This window comes from Haloarcula sp. Atlit-47R, assembly GCF_003665985.1.
Lineage (GTDB): Archaea > Halobacteriota > Halobacteria > Halobacteriales > Haloarculaceae > Haloarcula > Haloarcula taiwanensis.
This window is the reverse complement of record NZ_QPLQ01000002.1, coordinates 433,409-454,194: the sequence shown is the minus strand read 5'-3', so window position 1 is coordinate 454,194 and position 20,786 is coordinate 433,409. Positions and strand designations below refer to the sequence as shown.

Annotated in this window: 25 protein-coding genes, 1 tRNA gene and 1 pseudogene; 10 read left to right on the top strand and 17 right to left on the bottom strand. The window is 64.2% G+C overall.

Annotated features, from left to right (window positions below):
* Position 1: 1 nt before the first annotated feature.
* The 4 genes from DVK00_RS10015 to DVK00_RS10000 form a co-directional block, all read right to left on the bottom strand.
* Positions 2–235 carry a DUF2249 domain-containing protein gene (locus tag DVK00_RS10015; RefSeq protein ID WP_121577665.1) on the bottom strand — a complete coding sequence of 78 codons (234 nt, stop codon included), beginning with the start codon at positions 233–235 and terminating at the stop codon, positions 2–4.
* A gap of 110 nt (positions 236–345) precedes the next feature.
* Positions 346–642 carry a hypothetical protein gene (locus tag DVK00_RS10010; RefSeq protein WP_053967003.1) on the bottom strand — a complete coding sequence of 99 codons (297 nt, stop codon included), beginning with the start codon at positions 640–642 and terminating at the stop codon, positions 346–348.
* A gap of 49 nt (positions 643–691) precedes the next feature.
* A complete protein-coding gene (locus DVK00_RS10005; RefSeq protein WP_101349420.1) occupies positions 692–970 on the bottom strand; it encodes a winged helix-turn-helix domain-containing protein in 279 nt (92 codons plus the stop codon).
* Between the two features lie 227 nt (positions 971–1,197).
* Positions 1,198–2,319 (bottom strand): pyridoxal phosphate-dependent aminotransferase, encoded by a 1,122-nt coding sequence (locus DVK00_RS10000; RefSeq protein WP_101349421.1) that lies wholly within the window; start codon positions 2,317–2,319, stop codon positions 1,198–1,200.
* Between the two features lie 466 nt (positions 2,320–2,785).
* On the opposite strand from DVK00_RS10000, the gene DVK00_RS09995 reads away from it, so the two are divergent.
* Positions 2,786–4,402, top strand: coding sequence for a S8 family serine peptidase (locus tag DVK00_RS09995; RefSeq protein WP_304999841.1), 1,617 nt, complete (start codon positions 2,786–2,788; stop codon positions 4,400–4,402).
* A gap of 124 nt (positions 4,403–4,526) precedes the next feature.
* On the opposite strand, the gene DVK00_RS09990 is transcribed toward DVK00_RS09995, so the two are convergent.
* From DVK00_RS09990 to DVK00_RS09985, 3 genes and pseudogenes are all read right to left on the bottom strand, one after another.
* Complete coding sequence (locus tag DVK00_RS09990) at positions 4,527–5,690, bottom strand: thiolase family protein (RefSeq protein ID WP_121577663.1); 1,164 nt, start codon at positions 5,688–5,690, stop codon at positions 4,527–4,529.
* Positions 5,691–5,745: 55 nt separating this feature from the next.
* Entirely contained in the window at positions 5,746–5,901 is a 156-nt protein-coding gene (locus tag DVK00_RS21705; RefSeq protein ID WP_199722454.1) for a hypothetical protein, read from the bottom strand.
* A 46-nt stretch (positions 5,902–5,947) separates the two neighbouring features.
* Positions 5,948–6,714, bottom strand: a pseudogene (locus DVK00_RS09985) (MarR family transcriptional regulator).
* A 126-nt stretch (positions 6,715–6,840) separates the two neighbouring features.
* Here DVK00_RS09985 and DVK00_RS09980 point away from each other — a divergent pair.
* Together DVK00_RS09980 and DVK00_RS21700 are read left to right on the top strand one after the other, a co-directional pair.
* Positions 6,841–7,521, top strand: a complete 681-nt coding sequence (locus DVK00_RS09980; protein WP_101351402.1) for a metallophosphoesterase — start codon at positions 6,841–6,843, stop codon at positions 7,519–7,521.
* Positions 7,522–7,558: 37 nt separating this feature from the next.
* A complete protein-coding gene (locus DVK00_RS21700) occupies positions 7,559–7,714 on the top strand; it encodes a hypothetical protein (protein ID WP_004518693.1) in 156 nt (51 codons plus the stop codon).
* Between the two features lie 35 nt (positions 7,715–7,749).
* Here DVK00_RS21700 and DVK00_RS09975 read toward each other — a convergent pair whose 3' ends face one another.
* Entirely contained in the window at positions 7,750–9,003 is a 1,254-nt protein-coding gene (locus DVK00_RS09975) for an NAD(P)/FAD-dependent oxidoreductase (protein ID WP_199722453.1), read from the bottom strand.
* A gap of 83 nt (positions 9,004–9,086) precedes the next feature.
* Between DVK00_RS09975 and DVK00_RS09970 the strand changes: the two genes are divergently transcribed.
* Complete coding sequence (locus DVK00_RS09970) at positions 9,087–10,259, top strand: pyridoxal-phosphate dependent enzyme (protein ID WP_101349426.1); 1,173 nt, start codon at positions 9,087–9,089, stop codon at positions 10,257–10,259.
* Between the two features lie 88 nt (positions 10,260–10,347).
* Positions 10,348–11,361 carry an alcohol dehydrogenase catalytic domain-containing protein gene (locus DVK00_RS09965; protein WP_121536471.1) on the top strand — a complete coding sequence of 338 codons (1,014 nt, stop codon included), beginning with the start codon at positions 10,348–10,350 and terminating at the stop codon, positions 11,359–11,361.
* A gap of 110 nt (positions 11,362–11,471) precedes the next feature.
* Here the strand turns inward: DVK00_RS09965 and DVK00_RS09960 are convergent, their stop codons facing one another.
* On the bottom strand, positions 11,472–11,891 hold the full coding sequence (locus DVK00_RS09960; RefSeq protein WP_101349428.1) for a universal stress protein: 420 nt from the start codon (positions 11,889–11,891) through the stop codon (positions 11,472–11,474).
* A gap of 240 nt (positions 11,892–12,131) precedes the next feature.
* Here DVK00_RS09960 and DVK00_RS09955 point away from each other — a divergent pair, with 240 nt between their 5' ends.
* Positions 12,132–13,022, top strand: a complete 891-nt coding sequence (locus DVK00_RS09955) for a universal stress protein (protein WP_121577661.1) — start codon at positions 12,132–12,134, stop codon at positions 13,020–13,022.
* A gap of 18 nt (positions 13,023–13,040) precedes the next feature.
* On the opposite strand, the gene DVK00_RS09950 is transcribed toward DVK00_RS09955, so the two are convergent.
* From DVK00_RS09950 to DVK00_RS09920, 7 genes are all read right to left on the bottom strand, one after another.
* Entirely contained in the window at positions 13,041–13,664 is a 624-nt protein-coding gene (locus DVK00_RS09950) for a J domain-containing protein (RefSeq protein ID WP_101349430.1), read from the bottom strand.
* Positions 13,665–13,807: 143 nt separating this feature from the next.
* Complete coding sequence (locus DVK00_RS09945) at positions 13,808–14,566, bottom strand: proteasome assembly chaperone family protein (RefSeq protein ID WP_101349431.1); 759 nt, start codon at positions 14,564–14,566, stop codon at positions 13,808–13,810.
* Positions 14,567–14,571: 5 nt separating this feature from the next.
* Positions 14,572–14,754, bottom strand: a complete 183-nt coding sequence (locus tag DVK00_RS09940) for an RNA-protein complex protein Nop10 (protein ID WP_101349432.1) — start codon at positions 14,752–14,754, stop codon at positions 14,572–14,574.
* Positions 14,755–14,783: 29 nt separating this feature from the next.
* The gene (locus tag DVK00_RS09935) at positions 14,784–15,584 is read right to left on the bottom strand and encodes a translation initiation factor IF-2 subunit alpha (RefSeq protein ID WP_064288280.1); all 801 of its coding nucleotides are present in this window, start codon (positions 15,582–15,584) and stop codon (positions 14,784–14,786) included.
* Between the two features lies 1 nt (position 15,585).
* Complete coding sequence (locus DVK00_RS09930) at positions 15,586–15,759, bottom strand: 30S ribosomal protein S27e (RefSeq protein ID WP_004518703.1); 174 nt, start codon at positions 15,757–15,759, stop codon at positions 15,586–15,588.
* A gap of 2 nt (positions 15,760–15,761) precedes the next feature.
* Positions 15,762–16,040, bottom strand: coding sequence for a 50S ribosomal protein L44e (locus tag DVK00_RS09925; RefSeq protein WP_004593654.1), 279 nt, complete (start codon positions 16,038–16,040; stop codon positions 15,762–15,764).
* Between the two features lie 111 nt (positions 16,041–16,151).
* Positions 16,152–16,418, bottom strand: coding sequence for a hypothetical protein (locus tag DVK00_RS09920; protein ID WP_101349433.1), 267 nt, complete (start codon positions 16,416–16,418; stop codon positions 16,152–16,154).
* Between the two features lie 186 nt (positions 16,419–16,604).
* Here DVK00_RS09920 and DVK00_RS09915 point away from each other — a divergent pair, with 186 nt between their 5' ends.
* Positions 16,605–16,877, top strand: a complete 273-nt coding sequence (locus DVK00_RS09915; RefSeq protein WP_064288282.1) for an HAH_0734 family protein — start codon at positions 16,605–16,607, stop codon at positions 16,875–16,877.
* Between the two features lie 60 nt (positions 16,878–16,937).
* Here DVK00_RS09915 and DVK00_RS09910 read toward each other — a convergent pair whose 3' ends face one another.
* Positions 16,938–19,256 (bottom strand): DUF2298 domain-containing protein, encoded by a 2,319-nt coding sequence (locus DVK00_RS09910; RefSeq protein ID WP_121577660.1) that lies wholly within the window; start codon positions 19,254–19,256, stop codon positions 16,938–16,940.
* Positions 19,257–19,373: 117 nt separating this feature from the next.
* Here DVK00_RS09910 and DVK00_RS09905 point away from each other — a divergent pair, with 117 nt between their 5' ends.
* The 3 genes from DVK00_RS09905 to DVK00_RS09895 all read left to right on the top strand — a co-directional run bounded on the left by DVK00_RS09905 (position 19,374) and on the right by DVK00_RS09895 (position 20,772).
* Positions 19,374–20,141, top strand: coding sequence for a glycosyltransferase (locus DVK00_RS09905; protein WP_101349435.1), 768 nt, complete (start codon positions 19,374–19,376; stop codon positions 20,139–20,141).
* Complete coding sequence (locus DVK00_RS09900) at positions 20,138–20,623, top strand: GtrA family protein (RefSeq protein ID WP_121577659.1); 486 nt, start codon at positions 20,138–20,140, stop codon at positions 20,621–20,623. Before DVK00_RS09905 ends, DVK00_RS09900 begins: the two co-directional genes overlap by 4 nt.
* Before the next feature lie 74 nt (positions 20,624–20,697).
* Positions 20,698–20,772, top strand: a tRNA-Met gene (locus DVK00_RS09895).
* Positions 20,773–20,786: the final 14 nt, after the last annotated feature.

Sequence of the window (20,786 nt, the reverse complement as noted above, 5' to 3'; positions counted from 1 at the left end):
CTCAGTCCGGCCGTATCGTGATGTGCCACTTCTCGTCGGCGACCTGCTCCGCGTCGTACTGATACCCCTTCTTCGTGAGAACGTCGTACAGCGGCACCGGCTCGAAGCTGTTCACCAGCCGGAGCGCCTCGTCCTCGCTGACCGAGTCGAGCGCGTCCATGATGTGCTCGAACGGTTCCCCGTCGATGTCTCGAACGTCGAGTTCGCGGACCGCGTCCTGCTGATCTGTGCTCATACGTCCGATGATGGTCCACGCCAGTCAGGCGTTTGTCCCGAACCTGTTCGGGCGACAGCACAGTGTCACTCACGGACAGTCCGGAAACGGGCCGTCGCTGCCACCCGCGGTTACCGAAGCGTCGTGTAGCTCAGTCCGGCGATGGCGATAAACTGCAGCGAGCGCAGGACCAGGACGGCTTGCTGGACGTGTGGGTCGCCGGCGTAGAAGCTCTGCATCGAGAAAAAGAAGTAGACGGCGATGGCGTTCTCGGCGAGCATGGCGACGGCGAAGGCGATGAGGCCGGCGACGAGCCCCGTCCGGAACGTCGCGTAGTTGCGGACCCAGACGCCCAGCAGCGGAAGTAGTAACAGGACGTTGAGTCCCGCGAGCGCCGCCGCGGCGGTGATGAGCGGTCCCATCGCCATCAGCGCCGCCCCTCCCGTCGGCCGGTCGCGGCCCGGGTGATTTGTTCCCTCATTCGTCCATTTTCTCCACGATCTCCTCGAAGGTGTCGCGGTAGTTGTCGAACCGGTCGGTCAGGAAGTAGAGTTTGGCGTACTCCTCGTCGCCGGATTCGACCACGCCGTGTTCTTCTAGCTGTTCCATATGATGTCTGATCGTCTTGTAGCCCACGTCGAGTTCGTCGGCGAGTTCGTTTGCGTTCATCGGTCGGTCCGAGAGAGCGTCGATGATACGCGCCCGGTTGGCGCCGCCACGCGTCGCCGTCAACAGGTACCAGAGCGCTTTCTCCATCCCACTGTCCTCCCGGGACCTGCGTCTGCCGGTCGTATAGTCCTGTCTCTCCCCGCCGACGGGCGCGCTGGACTCGGATGCATGTGCCACGATGGGATACCGGAGTCCAGACGGCCGACCGATAAAGGGTTTCTTCGCACTCTCCCGCGAGACTGTTCCAATTTCGGGGCGACTGGTCCGGTCCGACGACACCTGCGAGCGTCCGCGTCGGCCGCGCTGACCCCCGCTCAGCGGAGCGCCGCCGTCGCGTCGGCCATGACATCGATGGCCTCTTTCAGCGTCTCCGTGTCCGTCGCGTAGGAGATGCGAGCGTAGCCCGCGCCGTGTTCGCCGAAGGCATCGCCGGGGACGACCACGACCCCGCGATCGATGACCTCGTCGACCCACCCGTCGGGGACCTTCGGCATCGCGTAGAACGCGCCCTTGGGCGTCGGGCAGTCCAGTCCCATCTCCTCGAGGCCGTCCAGCAGCACGTCGCGGCGCTCCTGAAAGGCCTCGCGCATCTCCGCGACCGGCTCTTGAGGGCCGGTCAGTGCCGCCTCGGCGGCGTACTGGGCCGGGGCCGACGCACAGGCCTGGGCGTACTGGTGGACGCGCAACATTCGCTCGATGCGGTCCGTCGCGCCGGTGACCCAGCCGAGCCGCCAGCCCGTCATCGAGTAGGCCTTCGAGCAGGCGTTGACCACGACGACGTTGCCCGAGTCGCTGAACTCCGCTGGTGACCGGTGCTCGCCCTCGAAGACCTGGTGTTCGTACACCTCGTCGGAGATACACAGCACGTCGTGCTCGTCGGCGATACGGGCGAACGCCCGCATGTCCTCGGGGGTCTGAACCGCGCCGGTCGGGTTGGCAGGCGAGTTCACGACGAACGCCGCCGTGTCGTCGGTAATTGCTTCCTCGACCGTCTCGGGGGCCATCGTGAGGTCCTCACGCAGCGGCACCGGTCGCGGCGTCCCACCGGCTAAATGGGTCAGCGCGTCGTAGGAGACGAACCCCGGGTCCGGAAAAATAACCTCCTGTCCTGCATCAACGTGGGCCTCCAAGGCGATGTGCAGCGCCTCGCTCCCGCCCGACGTGGCAATGATGTCTCCGGGGTCGACGTCGAGGTTGTTATCCCGCTCGTGCTTGGCGGCGATGGCGTCTCGGAGTTCCTCGGTCCCTTTGTTCGACGTGTAGGCGTCGACTTCCCCCGTTTGAATTGCCTCGACGGCCGCTTCGCGTGCGTGCTCCGGCGTCGGAAAATCCGGTTGGCCGAGGCCGAGGTTAATCGCGTCTTCGCCGGCCGCCTCGAACACTTCACGGATGCCCGAAATCGATACCTGCTCTACTCGTTTAGAGAATTCGGTCATACTCTGTTTCGGGGCGGCTGGCCCGATAATTCTTCCTTGTGCTTCGGTAGCATTGGAATCGTCCGTCTGTTCTGCTGGACTCACTGACTAAAGAAACTAATAGCAAGTTTATTTCTATCCCATTATATATCAGATATCAGAATAAGCACGTATTAATAATGCAGTTTATGTTATTCGGTTTATTGAATAACGGGCTGCATGAGGAATTATATATTAGTTTTATAACTCACCCATATTTAATGGGAGTCGGATGTCTCGACATACTCTGCCGAAACCGTCCAGAAGATCAGTCATCAAGATGCTCGGTTCCGCTGTAACGGTCGCAGCCTTTGGTGGAGAAGCCAGTGCATCACAAAATTCTGATACAAAAGAATATCTGATCGGTGTTTCAAATGATAAAAACGCATCAGATGTTCATAGCAAAATAAAGGAGCGATCCGACCTCGAGCAGCTCGATATTATCGACGTGAACGAGTCGCTTTCGTACCTTCGCTCAGCAGTCCCACAGAAATTCACGGAAGAACTTCTTCCGACGGTCGAAGCAATTGAGGGAGTCAAGTACACGGAATTCAACCACGTTCGCGAGCCGATCGCCACGGTTCCGAACGATCCGAAGTTCGACAGCCAGTACGCGCCACAACTTGTCAATGCCCCGAAGGCCTGGGATGTTACCTTCGGCAGCAAGGATGTCACCATCGCTGTCATAGACACCGGTACGGATTACACTCATCCCGACCTTGACGGACAGTTCGGGAACCAGAAAGGACGGGACTTCGTCGACAACGACAGCGACCCCGCACCACAATCCGCTCAGCATGGGACACACGTTTCCGGCATCGCTGCCGGCGAAACGAATGACGAAACCGGTATCGCAGGTGTCAGTAACTCACGGCTTCTGAGTTGTCGTGCACTCGGCCCAAACGGGGGCCGAACCGCCGATATCGCTAACGCTGTCGAGTGGGCGACTGATCAGGGGGCGGACATTATCAACATGTCCCTCGGTGGTGGCGGCTACAACCAGACGATGAAAAACGCCGTCTCGTACGCATGGAATCAGGGTGTCCTCCTCATCTGTGCAGCCGGTAACCACAAGGACGGTGACCCGCCAAGTCAGCAGGACGTGTCGTACCCAGCAGCCTACGAAGAATGTGTCGCCGTCGGTGCCGTCGATCAGAACAAGAGTCCCACCGAGTTCTCGAACTACGGTGAGAAAGTCGATATCGCAGCTCCGGGCAATGATGTCCTCTCATCCGTTCCGGGAGGAGACTACGCGCAGTTCCCCGGAACGTCAATGGCGTCCCCTGCCGTCGCCGGCGTTGCGGCGCTCGGACTCGACAGACACGAATGGCCCGTCAGTCAGACCCGACAGAACCTTCTGGACACTGCCCAGCCACTGAGTGAGGACAGCCAGTTCGTCGGTGTCGGTCTCGCGGATGCATACAACTTCGTCACTGCCGGCGGCGGCTCGAAAAACGAACCGCCAATCGTGACGCTCAACGACGACTCGCGAACTGTCACTGTCAACAGAGAGATTATCTTCGATGCCAGCGGCTCCCGTGACCCCGACGGCTCGATAACGAACTACCGCTGGGAGTTCGGCGACGGCTCTGACCCTGTTGAGGGGTCGGACGCAGCAGAGGTCAGCCATACGTACACCGACACTGGCGATTACACTGTTACCGTCACTGTGACCGATAATGACGGTGCCGAGGCAACCACGTCAGTCAACGTCTCTGTCTCTTCTGAAGCAAAAGACCGCATCACCACTGATTCGTCCGGCTCGCTCAGCGGGATGCTTGACTATGATACGTACACGTACTCCCTGAAGACGGACTCGCCGCTGCAACTGATCCTCAGCCTCAATGGGCCGTCTGATGCTGACTTCGACCTCTATGTTTCCTTCGACGGTCGCATACCTACGCCGAACGACTACGACCGCGCGTCCTACACGCAGGACAGCAACGAACAGATAATCATCGACGACTTCTCACAGGTCAGCGAGATCGGTATCCTCGTGTATGTCTACAGCGGACGCGGAGACTACACACTCTCACTGGAGGAAATCGGAAAAACAAGCTCGTAATCTAACTGTTATCCTCTCCTTTCGGCTGATTTCGTGCGGCGTGCCCGCTTGCCCTTCCGCTTTCAGTTCGTGGCGTTTCGCGCCGCCACCGCCGACGCTCACTCGCCTCGTCGCTGGCGAGTCCTTACCGAACCACAGACATCGCGATTGCGCCGCCACCGCCGACGCTCATCCCCACGATGCCGCGGTGATGGTCTTCTCGTTCCATCGCGTACAGCATCGTGGTCGTGAGGATGCCGCCGCTGGCCCCGATAGGGTGGCCGAGCGCCACCGCGCCGCCGAGCGGGTTGTGTTTCTCGGCGGGGATGTCGAGTTCGTCAGCGACGTACACCATCTGCGCGGCGAACGCCTCGTTGAGTTCGAAGTGGTCCACGTCGGCGACGGCGAGGTCGTTGCGCTCAAGTAGTTTTTCGACGACGTCGCGGACGGCGATAGAGAATTCCGACGGGTCACGGTAGGCAACCGCGTAATCTTCGACGTGGGCCATCGGTCCAAGCCCTTCGCGCTCGACCGTCTCGGCGTCGGCCAGCACCACTGCACCCGCTCCGTCCGAGAGCTTTGAGGCGTTGCCGGCGGTGATGGTGCCGCCCTCGACGAAGGCCGGCGGCAGCGTCGCCAACTGCTCGACGGTCGTGTCCGGCCGCGGCCCCTCGTCCCCGGTCACGAGCCCGTCGGCCGTCTCGACGGGGACCAACTCCTCGGTGAACTTCCCCGACTCGATGGCGTCGCCGGCCCGGTGGTTGCTCCGCCGAGCGTACTCGTCCTGGGCAGCGCGGCTGATATCGTGCCCGGCGGCGAGTTCCTCCGTCAACGTCCCCATGTGGGCGTCGCAGTGTTTGTCCCACAGCGAGTCCCATATCATAGCGTCGACGAGTTCGCTGTTCCCGTGTCGGCGACCGCCGCGCATATCCCGAACGAGATACGGCGCGTTCGACATCGACTCCATACCGCCGGCGAAACACACCGACGCCCGACCGGCCTCGATACGGTCGGCGGCGGTCGTGATCGCCCGCAACCCGGACCCCGATGCCTCGTTGACCGTCGTGGCGGCGACATCGTCAGGGAGCGGCGACTCGACGACGACTTGTCTGGCCGGAACCTGGCCGACGCCCGCCTGTACCGCGTTTCCGAGACCGACCCAGTCGACACTGTGTTTATCAATTGCGGTTCGGTCAAGCAGTCCCTCGACGGCTGCCGTACCCAGCTCTATCGCGCTTCGTTCTGCGAGGCCACCCAGCAGTTCACCGTGTGCAGTGCGTGCGCCGTCTACCAGAACCACATCCGTCATACGGACTACATGAATCTGAGACTACAATACTGTTCGCCCGACGATGGACGGCGTCCTACTCCTCGGCCGCCGCCCGCAGTTCCTCGATAGCCGTTTCCAGCCGGCGGAGCGTCGCATCAGCGTCGGTGTACCCTTGCTCGTACTCGCCGTAGGCGTCGTCGGCTTCGTTCAGGAACGCCTCGACAGCATCATGGATATCGTGGTCGCTCATGGGTGTCCTGACGGCAGCCGAGCGGAAAAGTCCCGCTACTCGCGGGTCACTGCGTCACGTCGTAGTCGACGCTCGCGTCGCGAAGCGCGTCGGTCACACGGCCGACAGTGTCCTGTGTCGCGACGACGACGGCATTGAGTCCCCGTGATGCGGCGGCGGCAGCTACCTCGCCAGCCGCGAAATGTGTCGTCGGTTCGATGTCGGCATCGCGGAGCGCGACGACGGACTCGACGCCCGCTGCGGTGACGATGGGGACATCTGCACAGGCTGTGGCGATCTCGTCAATGTTCTCGACTGGCCCCGACCGGACTGGCGGGACCTGGATGACGCTGACGTGGCCGGGGTCGAGGTCGATGACGCCTTCGAAGCCGGTGACGCCGACGACATCGCCCGCCGCGGCGCTCGTCGTCGTCACGCCCGTCGCGTCGCCGCCGCCGGGATGGGGTGCAACAGCCCGTCCGACAGTGAGAGTGTCACCGTCTCTCCTTCTTCCAGATCCGCCGTGGCGATGGCGGCGTCCTCTTGCACGCTCCCGAGTACGTCGTCGGTGACGTGGTCGGCGAACCGCCGAACGTCGGTCGCAGACTGGAACACCCAGTCGACGCCCTCCTTGGTGACCCGGTAGCGGGACCGGCCTTCCTTCTCAACGAGTCCGTCGTCGACGAGTTCGCGGATGTACTCGCTGACGGCCTGGCTCGTCACGCCGACGGCATCGGCTATTTCGCCCTGACTCACTGCGGGCTGGCGCTCGGCGATCTCCACGAGGACCCGAAACCGCGTCGCGGCCCGCTTGTTCTCCAGGACGTCGACCATACAGGAGTCACGGGAGTCGCAGGTAAAAATACCACCGACACTGTCAGGCCCGGATACACGGGCGGCTCTGCACCGACCATCCGCGTGACCGACAATATAAGCGTCACCAGCGCCGACCTCACGGCGATGACAGCCAGCTACGACGACCGGTCGCTCCTGCTCGACGGCACGCTCGTCGTCGCAGACCTCCACGTCGGCCGGGGCACCGGCGGGACCCTCGAACTCCCGGTCGGCTCCGGTTCGGACATGGTCCAGCGGTTCCAGTCGCTCGTCGAGCGCCACGACCCCGACGAGGTCGTCGTCGCGGGCGACCTGCTGCACTCGTTTCGGACCGTCCCCCGGTCGGTCGAGAGCACCGTCGCCGGCCTCAGGGAGGCCTGCCGGACGGCCGGTGCACGGCTGCTCGTGACGCCGGGCAACCACGACACGATGCTCGACAGCGTGTGGGACGGGCCGACCGAGACGGCCTACCGGGTCGGCGACACCGTCGTCTGCCACGGCCACGAGGCCCCCGAGGCCGACGCCGACCGCTACGTCGTCGGGCACGACCACCCCACCATTGCCATCGAGGGCCAGCGCCGGCCCTGCTACCTTGTCGGGTCCGGCCAGTACCGTGGCAGTGACGTGGTGATGCTCCCGTCGTTCAACAGGCTGAACGCCGGTGTCGAGGTCAACGAGATGCGAGCCAGCGACTTCCAGTCCCCGCTGGTCACCGACGCCGACCGACTTGAGCCAGTGGTCTGGGACGAGAGCGGGCGCGAGACGCTGTCGTTCCCGCCGCTGGGGGAGTTCCGTCGCATGCTATAACGGTAAGTATTTGAGCCGCGACGGTGGACGCTGGAATATGGTTCAGACAGAAATCGCGCTGGGTCTCATCGCGATTACGCTGCTCTCGCTACTGCTGCTGTACTTCGCGACAATAAAGTACGTCTCTGAAGTCCTCGAAGGGGAGGGGCCAGACCACGAGGGAAACACGAATAGCGGCGGTCCAGCCGCATAGACCGCCGTCTCTTCGGAGCTGTCTCAGCAGTTCTACTATCGTAACAGATCAGCGGCGACCTTGCCGCTTTCCAGCGCACCCTGTATCGACGACCAGCGGGTGTAATCGCCGGCCAGCACCGCGTTTCCGTCCGGCGCTGTCGGGTCCGGGAGCGACTCTCGGTACTCCGGCGGCTGAGCGAACTGTGAGAACGGGACCCGGTCGGTCCGGAGGTGTTCGAGCGCCTCGAAGCTCGCGTTCGGGTACCACGACCGGAGCGCGTCCCGGACCTCGGCGGCCAGGTCCGCGTCGCTCGCGTCGGGCGTCCCGAGGAACGTGGCGCTGTACAGCTCCATGCCGGCGGGCGCGTACTCGCTGGCGACCGCCGACAGCGGCGCGACGGTGTTGGGCCGGTCGTCGGCCGCGTTGAGGATGATGCGCTGGCCGGTCGTCGGCGCGCGGTTCGTCGGGAGCGCGAAGTACTGCGTGACACAGCCGACCGGCGCAGTCGGAATCGCATCAATATCCGTCAGCTCTGCCGCTGTCTCCGGGTCCGTCGCGACGACGCAACTCTCGGCCGTCACCGTCTCCGTGCCCACCTCGACAGTGACCTCGCCGTCGTGGGTATCTATGTCAGTTACGGCCGCGTCGGTCTCGATGGTCGCGCCGGCCGAGCGAGCGCGGTCGGCGAGCTGTCGCGGCATCGCCTGCATCCCGTCGGCCGGGACGAATATCTCGCCCTCGCTCAGCATTTTGTAGGTGTACTCGAAGATGCTGCTGTCGGTCCCCAGCGAGCGGTCGAGCGTGATGCCGCCGTAAAAGGGTGCGGCGAACCGCTCGACGAACCGCCGCGAGAACCCGTAGTCGGCGAGGTACTCCCGGATGGTCCGCCCGCCGCGGGAGAGCAGTTCGACCGGCTCGACGCCGGCCAGCTCGCGCTGGAGCCGGAACAGCCTGAGCTTGTCGGCCGTGCGCACGTCGGTGTTGAGCAGCGTCTGTGGCGCGGCCGTGGGGTTGCGAAGCGGGTCCGACAGCACCGAACGGTGGTTCGGACTAGCGATAGTGGCCCCCGGCGTGAATGTCCGGGGCGAGAGCGCCTCGATGTCGAGTTCACGCTTGGCCGCGGGGTACGCAGTGAACATCACCTGGAACCCGCGGTCGAACGTGTAACCGTCCTCGTGGACCGTCCGGACGCGACCCCCGACCTCTGAGGCCTGTTCGAAGACGGTCACGTCTCGGCCCGACTCCGCCAAGTGCCGGGCGGCGACCAGCCCGGCGAGTCCGCCTCCGGCGACGACGACATCTGTCATACCCTCAGGTTCGACCGCCCCGGACAAGAGCGTGCTGAAGCGGGACCGGACCACACTTGGTCGTCCCGTCCACAGGGGGAGACATGGAGACGACTGCGGCGTTTCGCGGCCTCATCTGCACGGCGTGTGGCGCAGAAACCGACAGCACGGCCGACCGCTGTCCCGACTGCGGCGGGGTCCTCGTCGGCGACTACGACGTTCCGGAGCTGACGCCCGCGGCGCTGCCCGACGCGACGGGGCCGGGCCGGTACGAGCCGCTGCGGCCGTTCCCGCGGGACGCGACGGTGACGCTGGGCGAGGGGGCGACGCCGCTGGTCCCGGTCCCGGACCTGGCCGCGGAACTCGGCGTCGACTCGGTGTACGTCAAAGACGAGGGGCGCAATCCGACGGCCTCGCTGGGCGACCGGAAGCTCTCGCTCTCGGTCACCGCCGCCACCCAGCGCGGGGCCGAGCGCGTCGTGACGCCCTCGACGGGCAACGGCGCACAGGCCAGCGCCGCCTACGCGGCCCGCGCCGGCGTCGACTCGAAGGGCTTCGTCCCCTCGCGGTGTCCGTTCCTGAACAAGGCGATGGTGAACGTCCATGGCGGCGACATGCGCGTCGTCGAGGGCCGGTACGACGACGCCGTCTCAGCCTTTGAGGAGGAACTGGCCGAGGCCGCTGAGGGCTGGGTTCCGGTCGCGCCCGGACACCCCTTCCGCGTCGAGGGGGCCAAGTCCGTCGCCTTCGAGACCGCCGACGACCTCGGCTGGGCGGCCCCCGACGCGGTGGTCCACCCAACCGGCCACGGTGAGACAGTTGTCGGCCTCGAACGCGGATTCCAGGCGGCGGTCGACAGCGGCCTCGCGAACGCGGTCCCGCGAATCTACGCCGCACAGCCCGACTCGGCGGCCGCCATCGCCGACGCCGCACGCGAGGGCGACGACGAGCCGGCGACGGTCGAACACCCCGACACCATCGTCGGCCCGCTCGAAGTCCCCGACCCCGCCGCCGGCGCTGCGGCGCTCGACTCGCTGGAGCGCTCGGGCGGGGGCGGCGTCGCCGTCCCGGACACGGACATCCTGGCCGGTGCCGTCGACGGCTGCGAGATGGGGCCGGAGACGGGCGCGACCGGCGGGACGGCCGTCGCCGGCGCGCGGGCGCTGGCTGACGACGGTGCCTTCGACAGCGACGACGTGGTCGTCCTCGTGAACCCCGTCGCCGGCAGCAAGGAGGCGGACCTGCTGCGCAGTCACCTCATGAGCCAGGGCATCTGAGGCCGCCGTCGGCCGGAGTGGGGGACGCCGTGACACAGCACCGCACACTTCGGTGTCGTTTAGCCCGTCGTGGCACAACACTGGCCTGATGCGCGCCGCAGCGTTCAGCGAACTCACTGGCCCGGACGGCGTCTCGATTGTCAACCGACCGACCCCCGAACCCGGACGCGGCGAGGCGGTGGTCTCCGTCGAGGCGTGCGCAATTAACCGCCACGACCTCTGGATTCTCGAAGGCGATTCCGCGATGGTCGACGCGGACGACCTGCCCTTTGTCACCGGTCTCGATGTCGCTGGGACCGTCGACGCCGTGGGCGAGGGCGTCACCGCCGTCGAACCCGGAGACCGGGTGGTACTCTGCCCGAACGAGACCTGCGGGACCTGCCACTACTGTCGGGAGGGGCCGGAGAACCTCTGTGCGAACTTCTCGCTGTACCACGGCGGCCTCGCCGAGGCGGCCCGCGTGCAGGCCGACCGCCTCGTCGCGCTCCCCGACGGCGTGGACACGGTCGAGGCGGCCGCGCTGCCGACGGCCTACATGACGGCCTTCCACATGCTCCGGCGGGTCGAGGCCGGTCCGGGCGACCTGGTGTTCGTCCCGGGCGTCACCGGCGGCGTCGGTGTCGCGGGCGTGCAACTCGCCGACGCGCTCGGCGCTGACACTGTCGGCACCTCCTCCTCTCAGGACAAACTGGACCGCGTCGAATCGCTCGGTCTGGACCACGCAATCAAGAGCACCGACCCGGACGAGATTCGGGCGGCAGTCGACGATGTCGGCACAGTCGACGGCGTGCTCAATCACCTCGGTGGTGAGTACACGCAGGTCGGCCTTGACGTGCTGCGACGCGGCGGCCGGATGGCGGTCTGTGGGCGGACGGCCGGCGGCACGTCCGAAATCGACATCCCGGACCTGTTCCTCGGGCATAAACGTGTCATCGGGAGTACGATGGGGACGCAGGGCGACCTAGAGCGACTCGTCGGCCTCGTTGCTGACGGCTCGCTCTCCCCCGAAATCGAGGAGACGTACTCGCTTGAAGAGACCGGTACGGCGTTTGTGGCAATGCAGAATCGCGATAGCGTTGGCAAGCTCGTCGTGACGCCGTAGTCACTCTTGCGACCCGCAAGACTTTCGAAACTAACTCTGGCACAGACGGCCGGTGTCCCGTCGCTGTCGGTGCTTAGGGCAGTCTGTCCATCGGTCGCAGCTGCCACCACTTATCGGGCGATAATGACTGGAACAGGCGAGTTACGGAACACTTTCTGAGCGACGTTCCCGACGACCAGCCGATCGGCTAAGGAGCCGCCGTGCGTTCCGAGTACGACCGCATCGAAGTCGTCAGCTCTATTCAGAATCGCCCGGACCGGGTGGCCCAGTTGCACTTCAGTGGTTATTTCGACATCGTACTCGGCGGCGCGCTCACGAGCCTCGTCGAATACTCCTTCCGCACGCCTCTCGGCAGCCGCTTCGACATCATCCTCAAGAGCAAGTGAGGTGGCCGCTCCCCCCAACGGCGACGGTCCGCCCACGACGTGTAAGACAGTAATCTCCGCGTCAGGATGGTTCTCAAGGGCGTACCCAAGCGCTCGCCGGGCCATTTCCGAATCGTCCATCGGAACGAGAATCCGTGCGATCATATCGTGACTACGGTCAGCCTGTGGATAAAATGGTGGTGCGCCTTGTTCGGAGACACGACGCAGTCCCGTCGGCTGTGAACGCCTCTCGGTCTTGCCGGCGGCAGCTGGTCGGTTCGCCGTCCGTTGACCGAGGCGTGCAAGATGCAGTACACCTACGAGCACAGGGCGGTCGTAAACTCACTCTGCAACGTGGCGGGAATCGAACGTAGTGTTAAATCAATAGCCTGTCAAACCGTGGCTATGAGCCACACGATCAACTCGATTCTCGTGCCGACCGACGGCAGTGACGGGGCACGAATAGGGGCTCGGCGAGCTATCGATCTCGCAGCTACAATCGGTGCCGACCTCCACGTACTGTCAGCAGTTGACGCCCGTGACATCGAACCGGAGCTGAATTCTGACGGGCAGACCGACCGGGAGCGTCTCCTCACGGAGGCGGCTGAACGGGCGGTAGACTCCATCGCGAGACTCGCCAGGGCGCATCTCTCCGGGCAAATCACTACCGCCGTCGAGTCGGGGATTCCGTTTCAGGCGGTCAACGACTACGTCGATGCTCACGACATCGATCTCATTGTTATGGGGACGCAGGGACGGACAGGGTTCGAACGGGTTGCACTCGGGAGTGTTGCAGAAAAGACGCTGCGGACTGCCGCTGTCCCAATCGTCACGGTCACTCCGGATGGGGATATCGTCGAAATCGGCGAGCAACGGTACGAAAACATTCTCGTCCCGACTGACGGCAGCGAGGGGGCAACACTCGCAATCGAATGGGGGGTCACGCTAGCGGAGCTGTATGACGCAACCGTACACACGCTCTACTCTGTCGACACGAGCCGGTTCGGCGGCGCTGAAAGATCAGCAGAGATTCACGAGGCGCTTGAGCAAACTGGCCAGGAGGCACTTGCGACGGTCCATGAGCGTGCCAGCGACGCAGATGTCAGTGTCGCAGGTAACATCGCAAGCGGCCCGGCTGCACGCGCGATTCTCTCCTACAGCGAGGAACACGATATCGACCTCATCGCGATGGGAACACACGGCCGCTCCGGCCTCACGCGATACCTGACCGGAAGCGTCACCGAGACCGTTGTCCGTAATGCGTCTGTCCCGGTCTGCTGTGTCCCGATGCAGTGAGGGGCCTTCAGTCTCCGCTTACGACGCTCGCTGTCGCGATGCCCCGGACGCGTGCTGTTTCGCAGTGGTGTATGCCTCCCGGACGCGCTTGAACTCGTCCTCGTTGCCGCCGTGGTCCGGATGGACCTCCTTGACGCGCTCGCGGTAGGCCGATTTCACGTCGTCCAGCGACGCGCTCTGTGTCAGTCCCAGTTCGCTGAACGCCTGGACTGTCGGGTGTGGTTCCTCTTCGGGATCCGGGCCGAGGTCAACTTCGGGCGTTTCGAAGGGCAGGCGTGCGCCGAGATAGACGCCCGGCATCTCGTGTTCGACCAGTACGGGAATAGTCGGGGACCGCTCGATGCGGTAGTACGCTCGGGCGTCGAACGTGATTGCCACGTCCCGCTTGGGGAGATAGAAGGCGACGTGTTGCCCCTCGACGAAGTGGTTCTCGGCGAACTGCTCGTCGATAGCGGTGAGGTACTCGCGCAGCTCTGCCCGGCGTCGCATCTCCCCGCCGTCTGTCGCCTGCCGGTTCGGCCGCTCGGCCGGAAACACGCGATTCGCGAGGACGAATAGTCCGGCGACAACGAGGGTTCCGGCGATGCCGAGGGCGAGCCCGAGGACCAGCCACTCCGGCGGCATACCCGGTTGTGTCTGCACGGCCACGAATTAGGGTCCAGTGGTAAAGAAATTCCCGCTCTCCGGCAACAGGTGACTGCTTCAGGCGGGCTCCCACCAATCAGTTTCGGAGGGTACCGGCTCCGCCGTCGGTGACAGCCGAGACACGGGGACAGAAATCCGTCTTAACCGATGTATCTGAGGTCCTCGTCGGTGGGCGACGGGGAGTTCTGCTGTTCCATCTCCTGAATCTTCCGGACGACCTCCTCCATCTCGTCGGCGCGGTCCTCCAGCGAACTGTAGTCGACCTCGAACCCGATGACGTCTTGGAGGATTTCGAGAACGGCCTGCGCGCTCTTGGGATCGACCAGATAGCCCGAGGTCTCGCCCATGAGGCAACTGGCCGGCACGTCGCGGCGCTTGCTCAGGCCCAGCAGCAGGCCGGAGACGCCGACGATGCCGCCCGCAGGTTCGTCCTCGCGGAAGGCCACGCCAGCGTCTTCCAGCGTTTCCTTGAAATCCTCGGTTGTCGTCGCGCCGAGCACGTCGTACTCCTCGATGAGCTCGCCGGTCGGGACGCCGCCGAGAGCGAACACCCGCTGAACGCCGAACTCGTCGGCGATGTCGAGGAACGTGTCGGTCAGGCCATAGTGGCCCTGGTTGTCCTGGGCCTGATGATTCCCGGAAAGCACGAGCAGGTCTTGGCCTTCCTCCGGGGTCACGGCGTGGAACTCTGCGCAGGCAAGTTCCGCCTGTCCGTCGTCAATGCTGACCTGTGGCGGGAAATGTGTTGAGTAGACACGCCGAACGAGTTCGCTTTCGAGTTCCTCCAGTAGGTGTTCGGCGGCGAGTTTGCCGACGTGGCCGACGCCGGGCAGCCCCTCGACCAGTACCGGGTCGTCGAGGTCGGGGTCCGCTACAGTCTCGATGTCGAATTCGTCCATACGGCTTATTCGCGGCTGCGGCGCTTAAGAGAACGTCGATACTCGCCGTAGCTGTCTTCAGGCGAGAACGGCGCGGGTACGCTGTTGACTGCTTCGGCCCCGCAGTCCGGACAGGTGTTGTCCAGCGTGTACACCGGCCGGGCGTGCTCGGACTTCCAGGCAGTGCAGACGCGGATATCCGATTTCATCGGTAGTGATTCACTGAACGACAACCGGCTTACTCGTCGTCTTCGCTGCGCTCACGGTGGAATTGTCCCGTTCCACCGTGTTGCTGGACGACCGCCGCGGCGCGGTCCGCGCTCTCTTCGAGCGCGTCCTCGGCGGTCTTGTAGTCGGGCGCTTGCACCTGGATGCGGTACTCAGGTGAGCCGACGTAGGTCACTTCGAGTTCGATTTCGTCGGGGACCTCGCCGTTGCCCTCGGCGGCCTGCAGTGCTTCCTTGATGATGTCGACGCCGTCGCTTTCGGGACAGGACAGGTCGACATAGCCGGTGACCTGAACGTACGGCACAGAGACGTTGTTCCGAGCCGTCTGCACGATGGCGTCGATTTCCTCCTCGGAGAGGTCGACCTCTTCGAGGGCGTCGTTGCCGTGGATTGCCGCTGATTCGAACCCGTCGTACATCGAGCCGAACTCAGCCAGCAGTTCGTTTGCGATGGCGGCGTAGGTCTCGTCGTCTAAGTCCTCGCCGAAGGCCAGTTCCATCCAGTTGTCGGCCTTCTGCTCGTTTTTCCACTCCTGAATCTTCTCCTTTCGCTGGTGGTCGTTGACGTCCTTGATCGAGAGGTCGATCTGCTGGGCGCTCTCGTCGACGTCAAGCACCTTGGCAACGACTGTCTGCCCTTCGTTGACGTGGTCGCGGACGTTCTTGATCCATCCGCTGGCGACCTCGGAGATGTGACAGAGGCCGCGCTTGCCCTCGTACTCGTCGAGGTCGACGAACACGCCGAAGTCCTCGATCTCGTCGATCTTGCCGACGACGAGTTCGCCCGGTTCGGGCCAGCCGCTGTATTTCATCCTATCGGGCCTCGACGACGGCGGTCACTTCGCCTTCGATGTCGGCCTTGCCGCCCGTCGGGCGGGCGATTGTGTGGCCACAGACGGCACACGAAACTTCGCTCGCGGCCTTCTCGAAGAGAGTCTGTTCGTTCTCGCAGTCGGGGCATTCGACGGTAATGAAGCTTCCTGCCATCGTTACTCCTGGAACTCCAGTCGGCCGGCGCGCCATCCCTCGCGGAGGTGGGCCTTCCCACACTCGCCACAGCGGTACTTGAGGTCCGTCTTCTTGGTGGGCTTGTCGCCACCCGGGACCTTCGAGAACTTCCCGTCGTTCCCGATGCCGGAGTTGCGTTCGCGCTGGCGGTCGATCCACTTCATGCCGGTCTGGCGGCCGCTCCGGACTTTCTCGACCTCGTGTTCCTGGTGCTCGTTACAGTGCGGACAGTACGTATTGAATCGTCGTGGCATCTGCATAGATATCGGCCTTACCGAGCGATTTGACGTGACCGCTTAAAACCCGTTTGGTTCGCACCTGCGGTTTGCCCCACTTCCCGCGTCTGTCCGCCCGACCCACCCCATGACAGCCTACTGGAACCGCGCGGCGGGACCGGTCGCTTTGATGCGGACCGCGCCGAACACGTCAGCGGCGTCCGTTCCACCCATGAGTTCGAGATTCACCGCTTCGCCAGCGGAGAGTGACCTCAGTTTCTTTGCCAGTTCGTCGTCGATGTAGTCCACGACCTCGTAGGTCTCGTCGGCTTCGACATCTCGGAGTTCCATCCGTCCGTCGTCGTCCATCGGGCTGACGACGACTGAGGCCCGCTCGCACGACCGCTGGTGTTGTTTCAACATACACGACTGTCATCTACTCGGATATATAAATCTCCGCTATCATGGTGTTAAGCATCTAACCACAATCGGCAAGAATATAAGGACATTCTAGTTACAGGCCGGTTCACGGTCGCTCTCTGTCGGTTGGTGCGCTGTGTCGCAATCGGCTTCGAAGTCACTAAGTACGCTGTTGGCAAAGGAACGCGCATGAAGAAGCTCATTATCCACGGCGACCCGGGGCTGCGCAAGGGCGGCCGCATCGAGTACGACGACGAGGAGTACGAGGTGTTCTCGGTCTCACGGCAGGGCGACTGGCACGGCCCGGACCGGCCACAGCTCTGGTGTACTATCGGCTCGGAGGACGAGGAAGAGACGTTCAAAACCCAGGAGTACATCCCGATGCACCTAGATACAGACGACATTGAGGCAGAAGCCGTCACCGTCCTCCGCGAGCGCGCACCGCCGAACGCCGAGTCCTGATCGGCCCGACACTGCGCGCTGAGTAACTGCCGTTCGCCCGCAGCAATCCGCTCTCCGTTTTCAGAAGTACTCCGGTCGCACCTGATAGATAGTGACGCCGTCGGCCTGTTCCGCCACGGTCACGCCCTGTAGCTGGTCGACAGTTACGTCGCCGTAGCGGGCCCGCTCTGCGGGGCCGACGTAGACATAGCGCACGTCGTAGGCTTCGAGGAGGCGACGCTGCTCGGCCGGCTCGCCCGTGTAAATCGTCGCCACGTCGTCGACGCGGCGGTCGTACACCGTGTCGTTGCGGTACTGGGCTTCGTGGGTCCAGCCCGCGACGGTCGGCAGCCCGGTCAGGCTCGACGGCGCGCTCGCGCCCTCGCCCTCGGCGGCGTCCCACTCGTAGTCAGCGGGGGCGGCCGTGACGATGGTCGGCCGTCCGGTCGTCGTCTCGTCGAGCCACCGGATTGCCTCGGCTTCCGCGGGGTGGTCGTCGTCGAGGTACGCCAGCCCATCCAGCGTCGGGTCGCCGGCGTACTCGACGTGGTTCGAGAGCGCGAACACGCCGTACAGGGATGCCGAACAGACAAGCAGGGCGACGAACGCTCGGACGCCGATGTTGGTCCATTCTCGTGCCTGCTTGCCGGCCGGCCGCCAGCGGGTAAGCAGCCACGCCAGCACGGGGCCGGCGGCGACCCCCCAGAGCACCCACACCTGCATATACGTCTTGAAGACGGTGTTCATCCGGCCGATGTTCTCCCTGACGAAGACAAACTCGACGAGCAGGACCAGACCCGCACCGGCGAGAATCAGCACGGACTCGAAGCCGACAGGTCGGTCGCCACCGTCAGCGAGCGCCGGGACCGCATCGACTGTTCTGGCAAGCGTCGGTGAGCGCGCGAACAGCCACGCGCCCAGCAGTAGCGGACCAAGCAGGCCGACCGCCGCGATGTCAAGCGTCGCCGCCAGCGCCGCCGTGCCAACGGCCACGAGACCGACAATTCGGGCCGTACTTCGCTTGACGGCTCGCCCGGTCTGGGCGTACAGGTACAGCCAGAACGGGGCGACGAACAGGCCGTGGACGGCCAGCAACTCCAGCAGCGAGGTCCGGTCTGGCAGGACGGCGATCTCGCGTCCGCTCGCCGGGCCGAGCCAGAACGGCAGCGACCAGAGCAGTCCCAGCACCAGAACGACAGCAGCGACGCCCAGTCCCATTCCGATCCGGACACCCTCTTGCCCCGACCCGTTCAGCCGGAGTCGCTGTCCGATGGCCTCTGGTAGGAGCGTCGTTGGGTCGGCCGGCGCGACGGTTACTGTCAGCAGCGCCAGCCCGCCCGCCGATGGGAACGACCACGTGTTCGTCACGGCCATGATGCCCGCGACGGCCGGGAGCGCAGCGAAAAGTAGTCCGAGCCGCCGCCGGCGTTCGGCGGCCGGCGTCTGGTAGTAGCTGAAACAGAGCGCAGCAGCAAGTAACAGGAATCCCGTGCTCATCATGTGGGCGTGCATATCGCCGTTGAGCCAGGAAAACAGCGGGAACTCATCGATGACTAGCGCCACACTGGGCTCGTATGTGCCGAAATCAGATGCCGTGTCTTCGATGACGCGGCTCGCGTCCCAGTAACTGAACGAGTCTGGCCCCGCCGCGAGCCCTTTCAATTCGTAGCCGGCCCGTTCGGCGACGCTCTGGCCCAGCCCTCCGGGCAAGAGCCAGATGACGAACTTGACCGGTGTCGATAGGTTGCTGGCAAACCCGACACAGAACGCCGTGAGGCCGGCCGCTAGCCGCCGCGGGAGGCCGCGTTCGCTCGCGACAGCGCCCGCCAGTCCGTACGCCGCTGTGACCAGCGTGGCGTAAAACCCCGCTAGCGCGAGATTGTACGCGAACTGCCCTTCGGTCCCCGTTATCCTGGTGAGAATCGCTGTGATGAGATGCCCGCCGTAGTAGTACGCGACCGGTTCGCCGGCGAACCACATGTCCTCCAGCGGGAGGCTGTCAGCCCGCACGAGCGACTGTAATAGTCCAAAATCGAGGAACTTCTCGCCGCCGATGGGGACGATTGCAGGGTCGAACGCTCGGATGCCAACAAGAAACAGGAACCCGACGGTGAACACGCCCGCCGTTTCGGCGTACGTTCGGAGGTCGAGTGCGCCGTCGACCCGCCGGACAGCTACCGTACTCGTCGCGAGCACGGCGACGCCGAGCCAGACGCCAAGCGTCAGCGAGAGGCGACCGACGAAGTAGGTGACCAGCCATAGTATCGAGACGGCGACCGGGACGCCGAAGGCGAGTCCGCGGTCGGCAAAGCGGGGAAACAGCAGTCCAGCGACGGTTCCGCCAGCGTACAGTAACAGGAGGTAGAGGGCGAGCCAGGTGGCGAGGAGCCCGTATTGCATCAGTGAAGGGACCGGTTCGCTGGCCTATACGCTTTTTTGTTGCTCCCGCGATTATCGACTGGTTAGGAACCGGCAGCTTCGAACTGTTTTTAGTTCCGCCTGTCCCACTATTCGGCAATGTCGCGTTCCGTCGGGGTAGTTCTCCCCGCCTACCGTCCCGACACAGAGCAGTTCGGGACCTATATCGCCGCTATCGACGATGCTCTTGAACCGCAGACTATAGTCGTTGAACTTGATGCACCCCGGGACGGTGTTCCCGCACGGCTCCGCTCGCTCCCAGCCGAAGTCCACACCGTGCCCTATCGCCGCGGGAAAGGTGCAGCTATCACTGCCGGGTTCGAGCGGATGGAGACCGACGTGCTGGCCTTTGTCGACGCCGATGGATCGACACCGGTCGCCTCGCTCGAACGGATACTGGCCCCGGTCACCGAGGGGCGGACGGACCTCGCCGTTGGCTCCCGTCGCCACCCGGATGCCATCGTCGCCAGCCACCAGACGTTCGCTCGCCGATTCCTCGGCGACGGCTTCGCGTGGCTGGCCGGCCAGTTGCTCGACGTACGGCTGTATGATTACCAGTGCGGTGCAAAAGCCATCGATGCGGCCGCCTGGGAGCGCGTCCGCGACCATCTGTACGAACCCGGCTTCGCGTGGGACGTCGAACTGGTAGCCATCGCCGCGGCGCTGGACCTGTGTATCGAGGAGGTCCCCATCGAGTGGGAGGACAAGCCCGGCTCGACGGTGTCGCCGATACGAACGTCGATAGACCTGCTCGAAGCGCTGTTGACGGCTCGCCACCGCTCGAAGCAACTGCGCGACGACGGGTTCCACACCGCCCTAGCCGAGCACCTCGACGAGCCGACCGCCCTCGTCGAGAAGGACCGATGACGGACCTCGAACGGCGGGTCCGACGCCTCGTCCCGGACCGGTTCGAGTCGCTGGTCTCGGGCGTCCGGTTCGGCCAGTTCGTCTCCGTCGGCGTCGTCGGCGGGATAAGCGACAACACCGTCCTCGCCGTGCTCGGCCTGGCCTTCGGCGTCAGCGACATGTGGGCCAAAGCCGCGGGCGTCGAGACGGCGATTCTCGTGATGTTTCTGGTCAACGAACACTGGACGTTCGCGGGTCAGGGTGAGACCGGTCGCCGGTCGTTCGCAAAGCGCCTCGGCAAGTCCCACTTGGTCCGGTCCGGCGGCGTCGCGGTCCAGCTCGCAGTTTACTGGCTACTCACGCAGTGGCTGATGATCGAACTCGTTGTCGCTGGAACTGACCTGTGGTTCATCGCCGCGAGCCCGCTCGCGATTGGGGTCGCGATGCTGGTCAACTATGTCGCCGAGAGTCTCTTCACCTGGCAGGTCCACGCGGACGGGTGACCGTAGCGCGTTACTAACTCACGGACGGCACTCGAATCACAACCCTTAATGAGGGGACCGAACTACGAGAAGGTAGCGGGATGGGATAGCCAGGAGATTCCGGCGGGCTCATAACCCGCAGATCGGTAGTTCAAATCTACCTCCCGCTATCATTTTGCCGAAC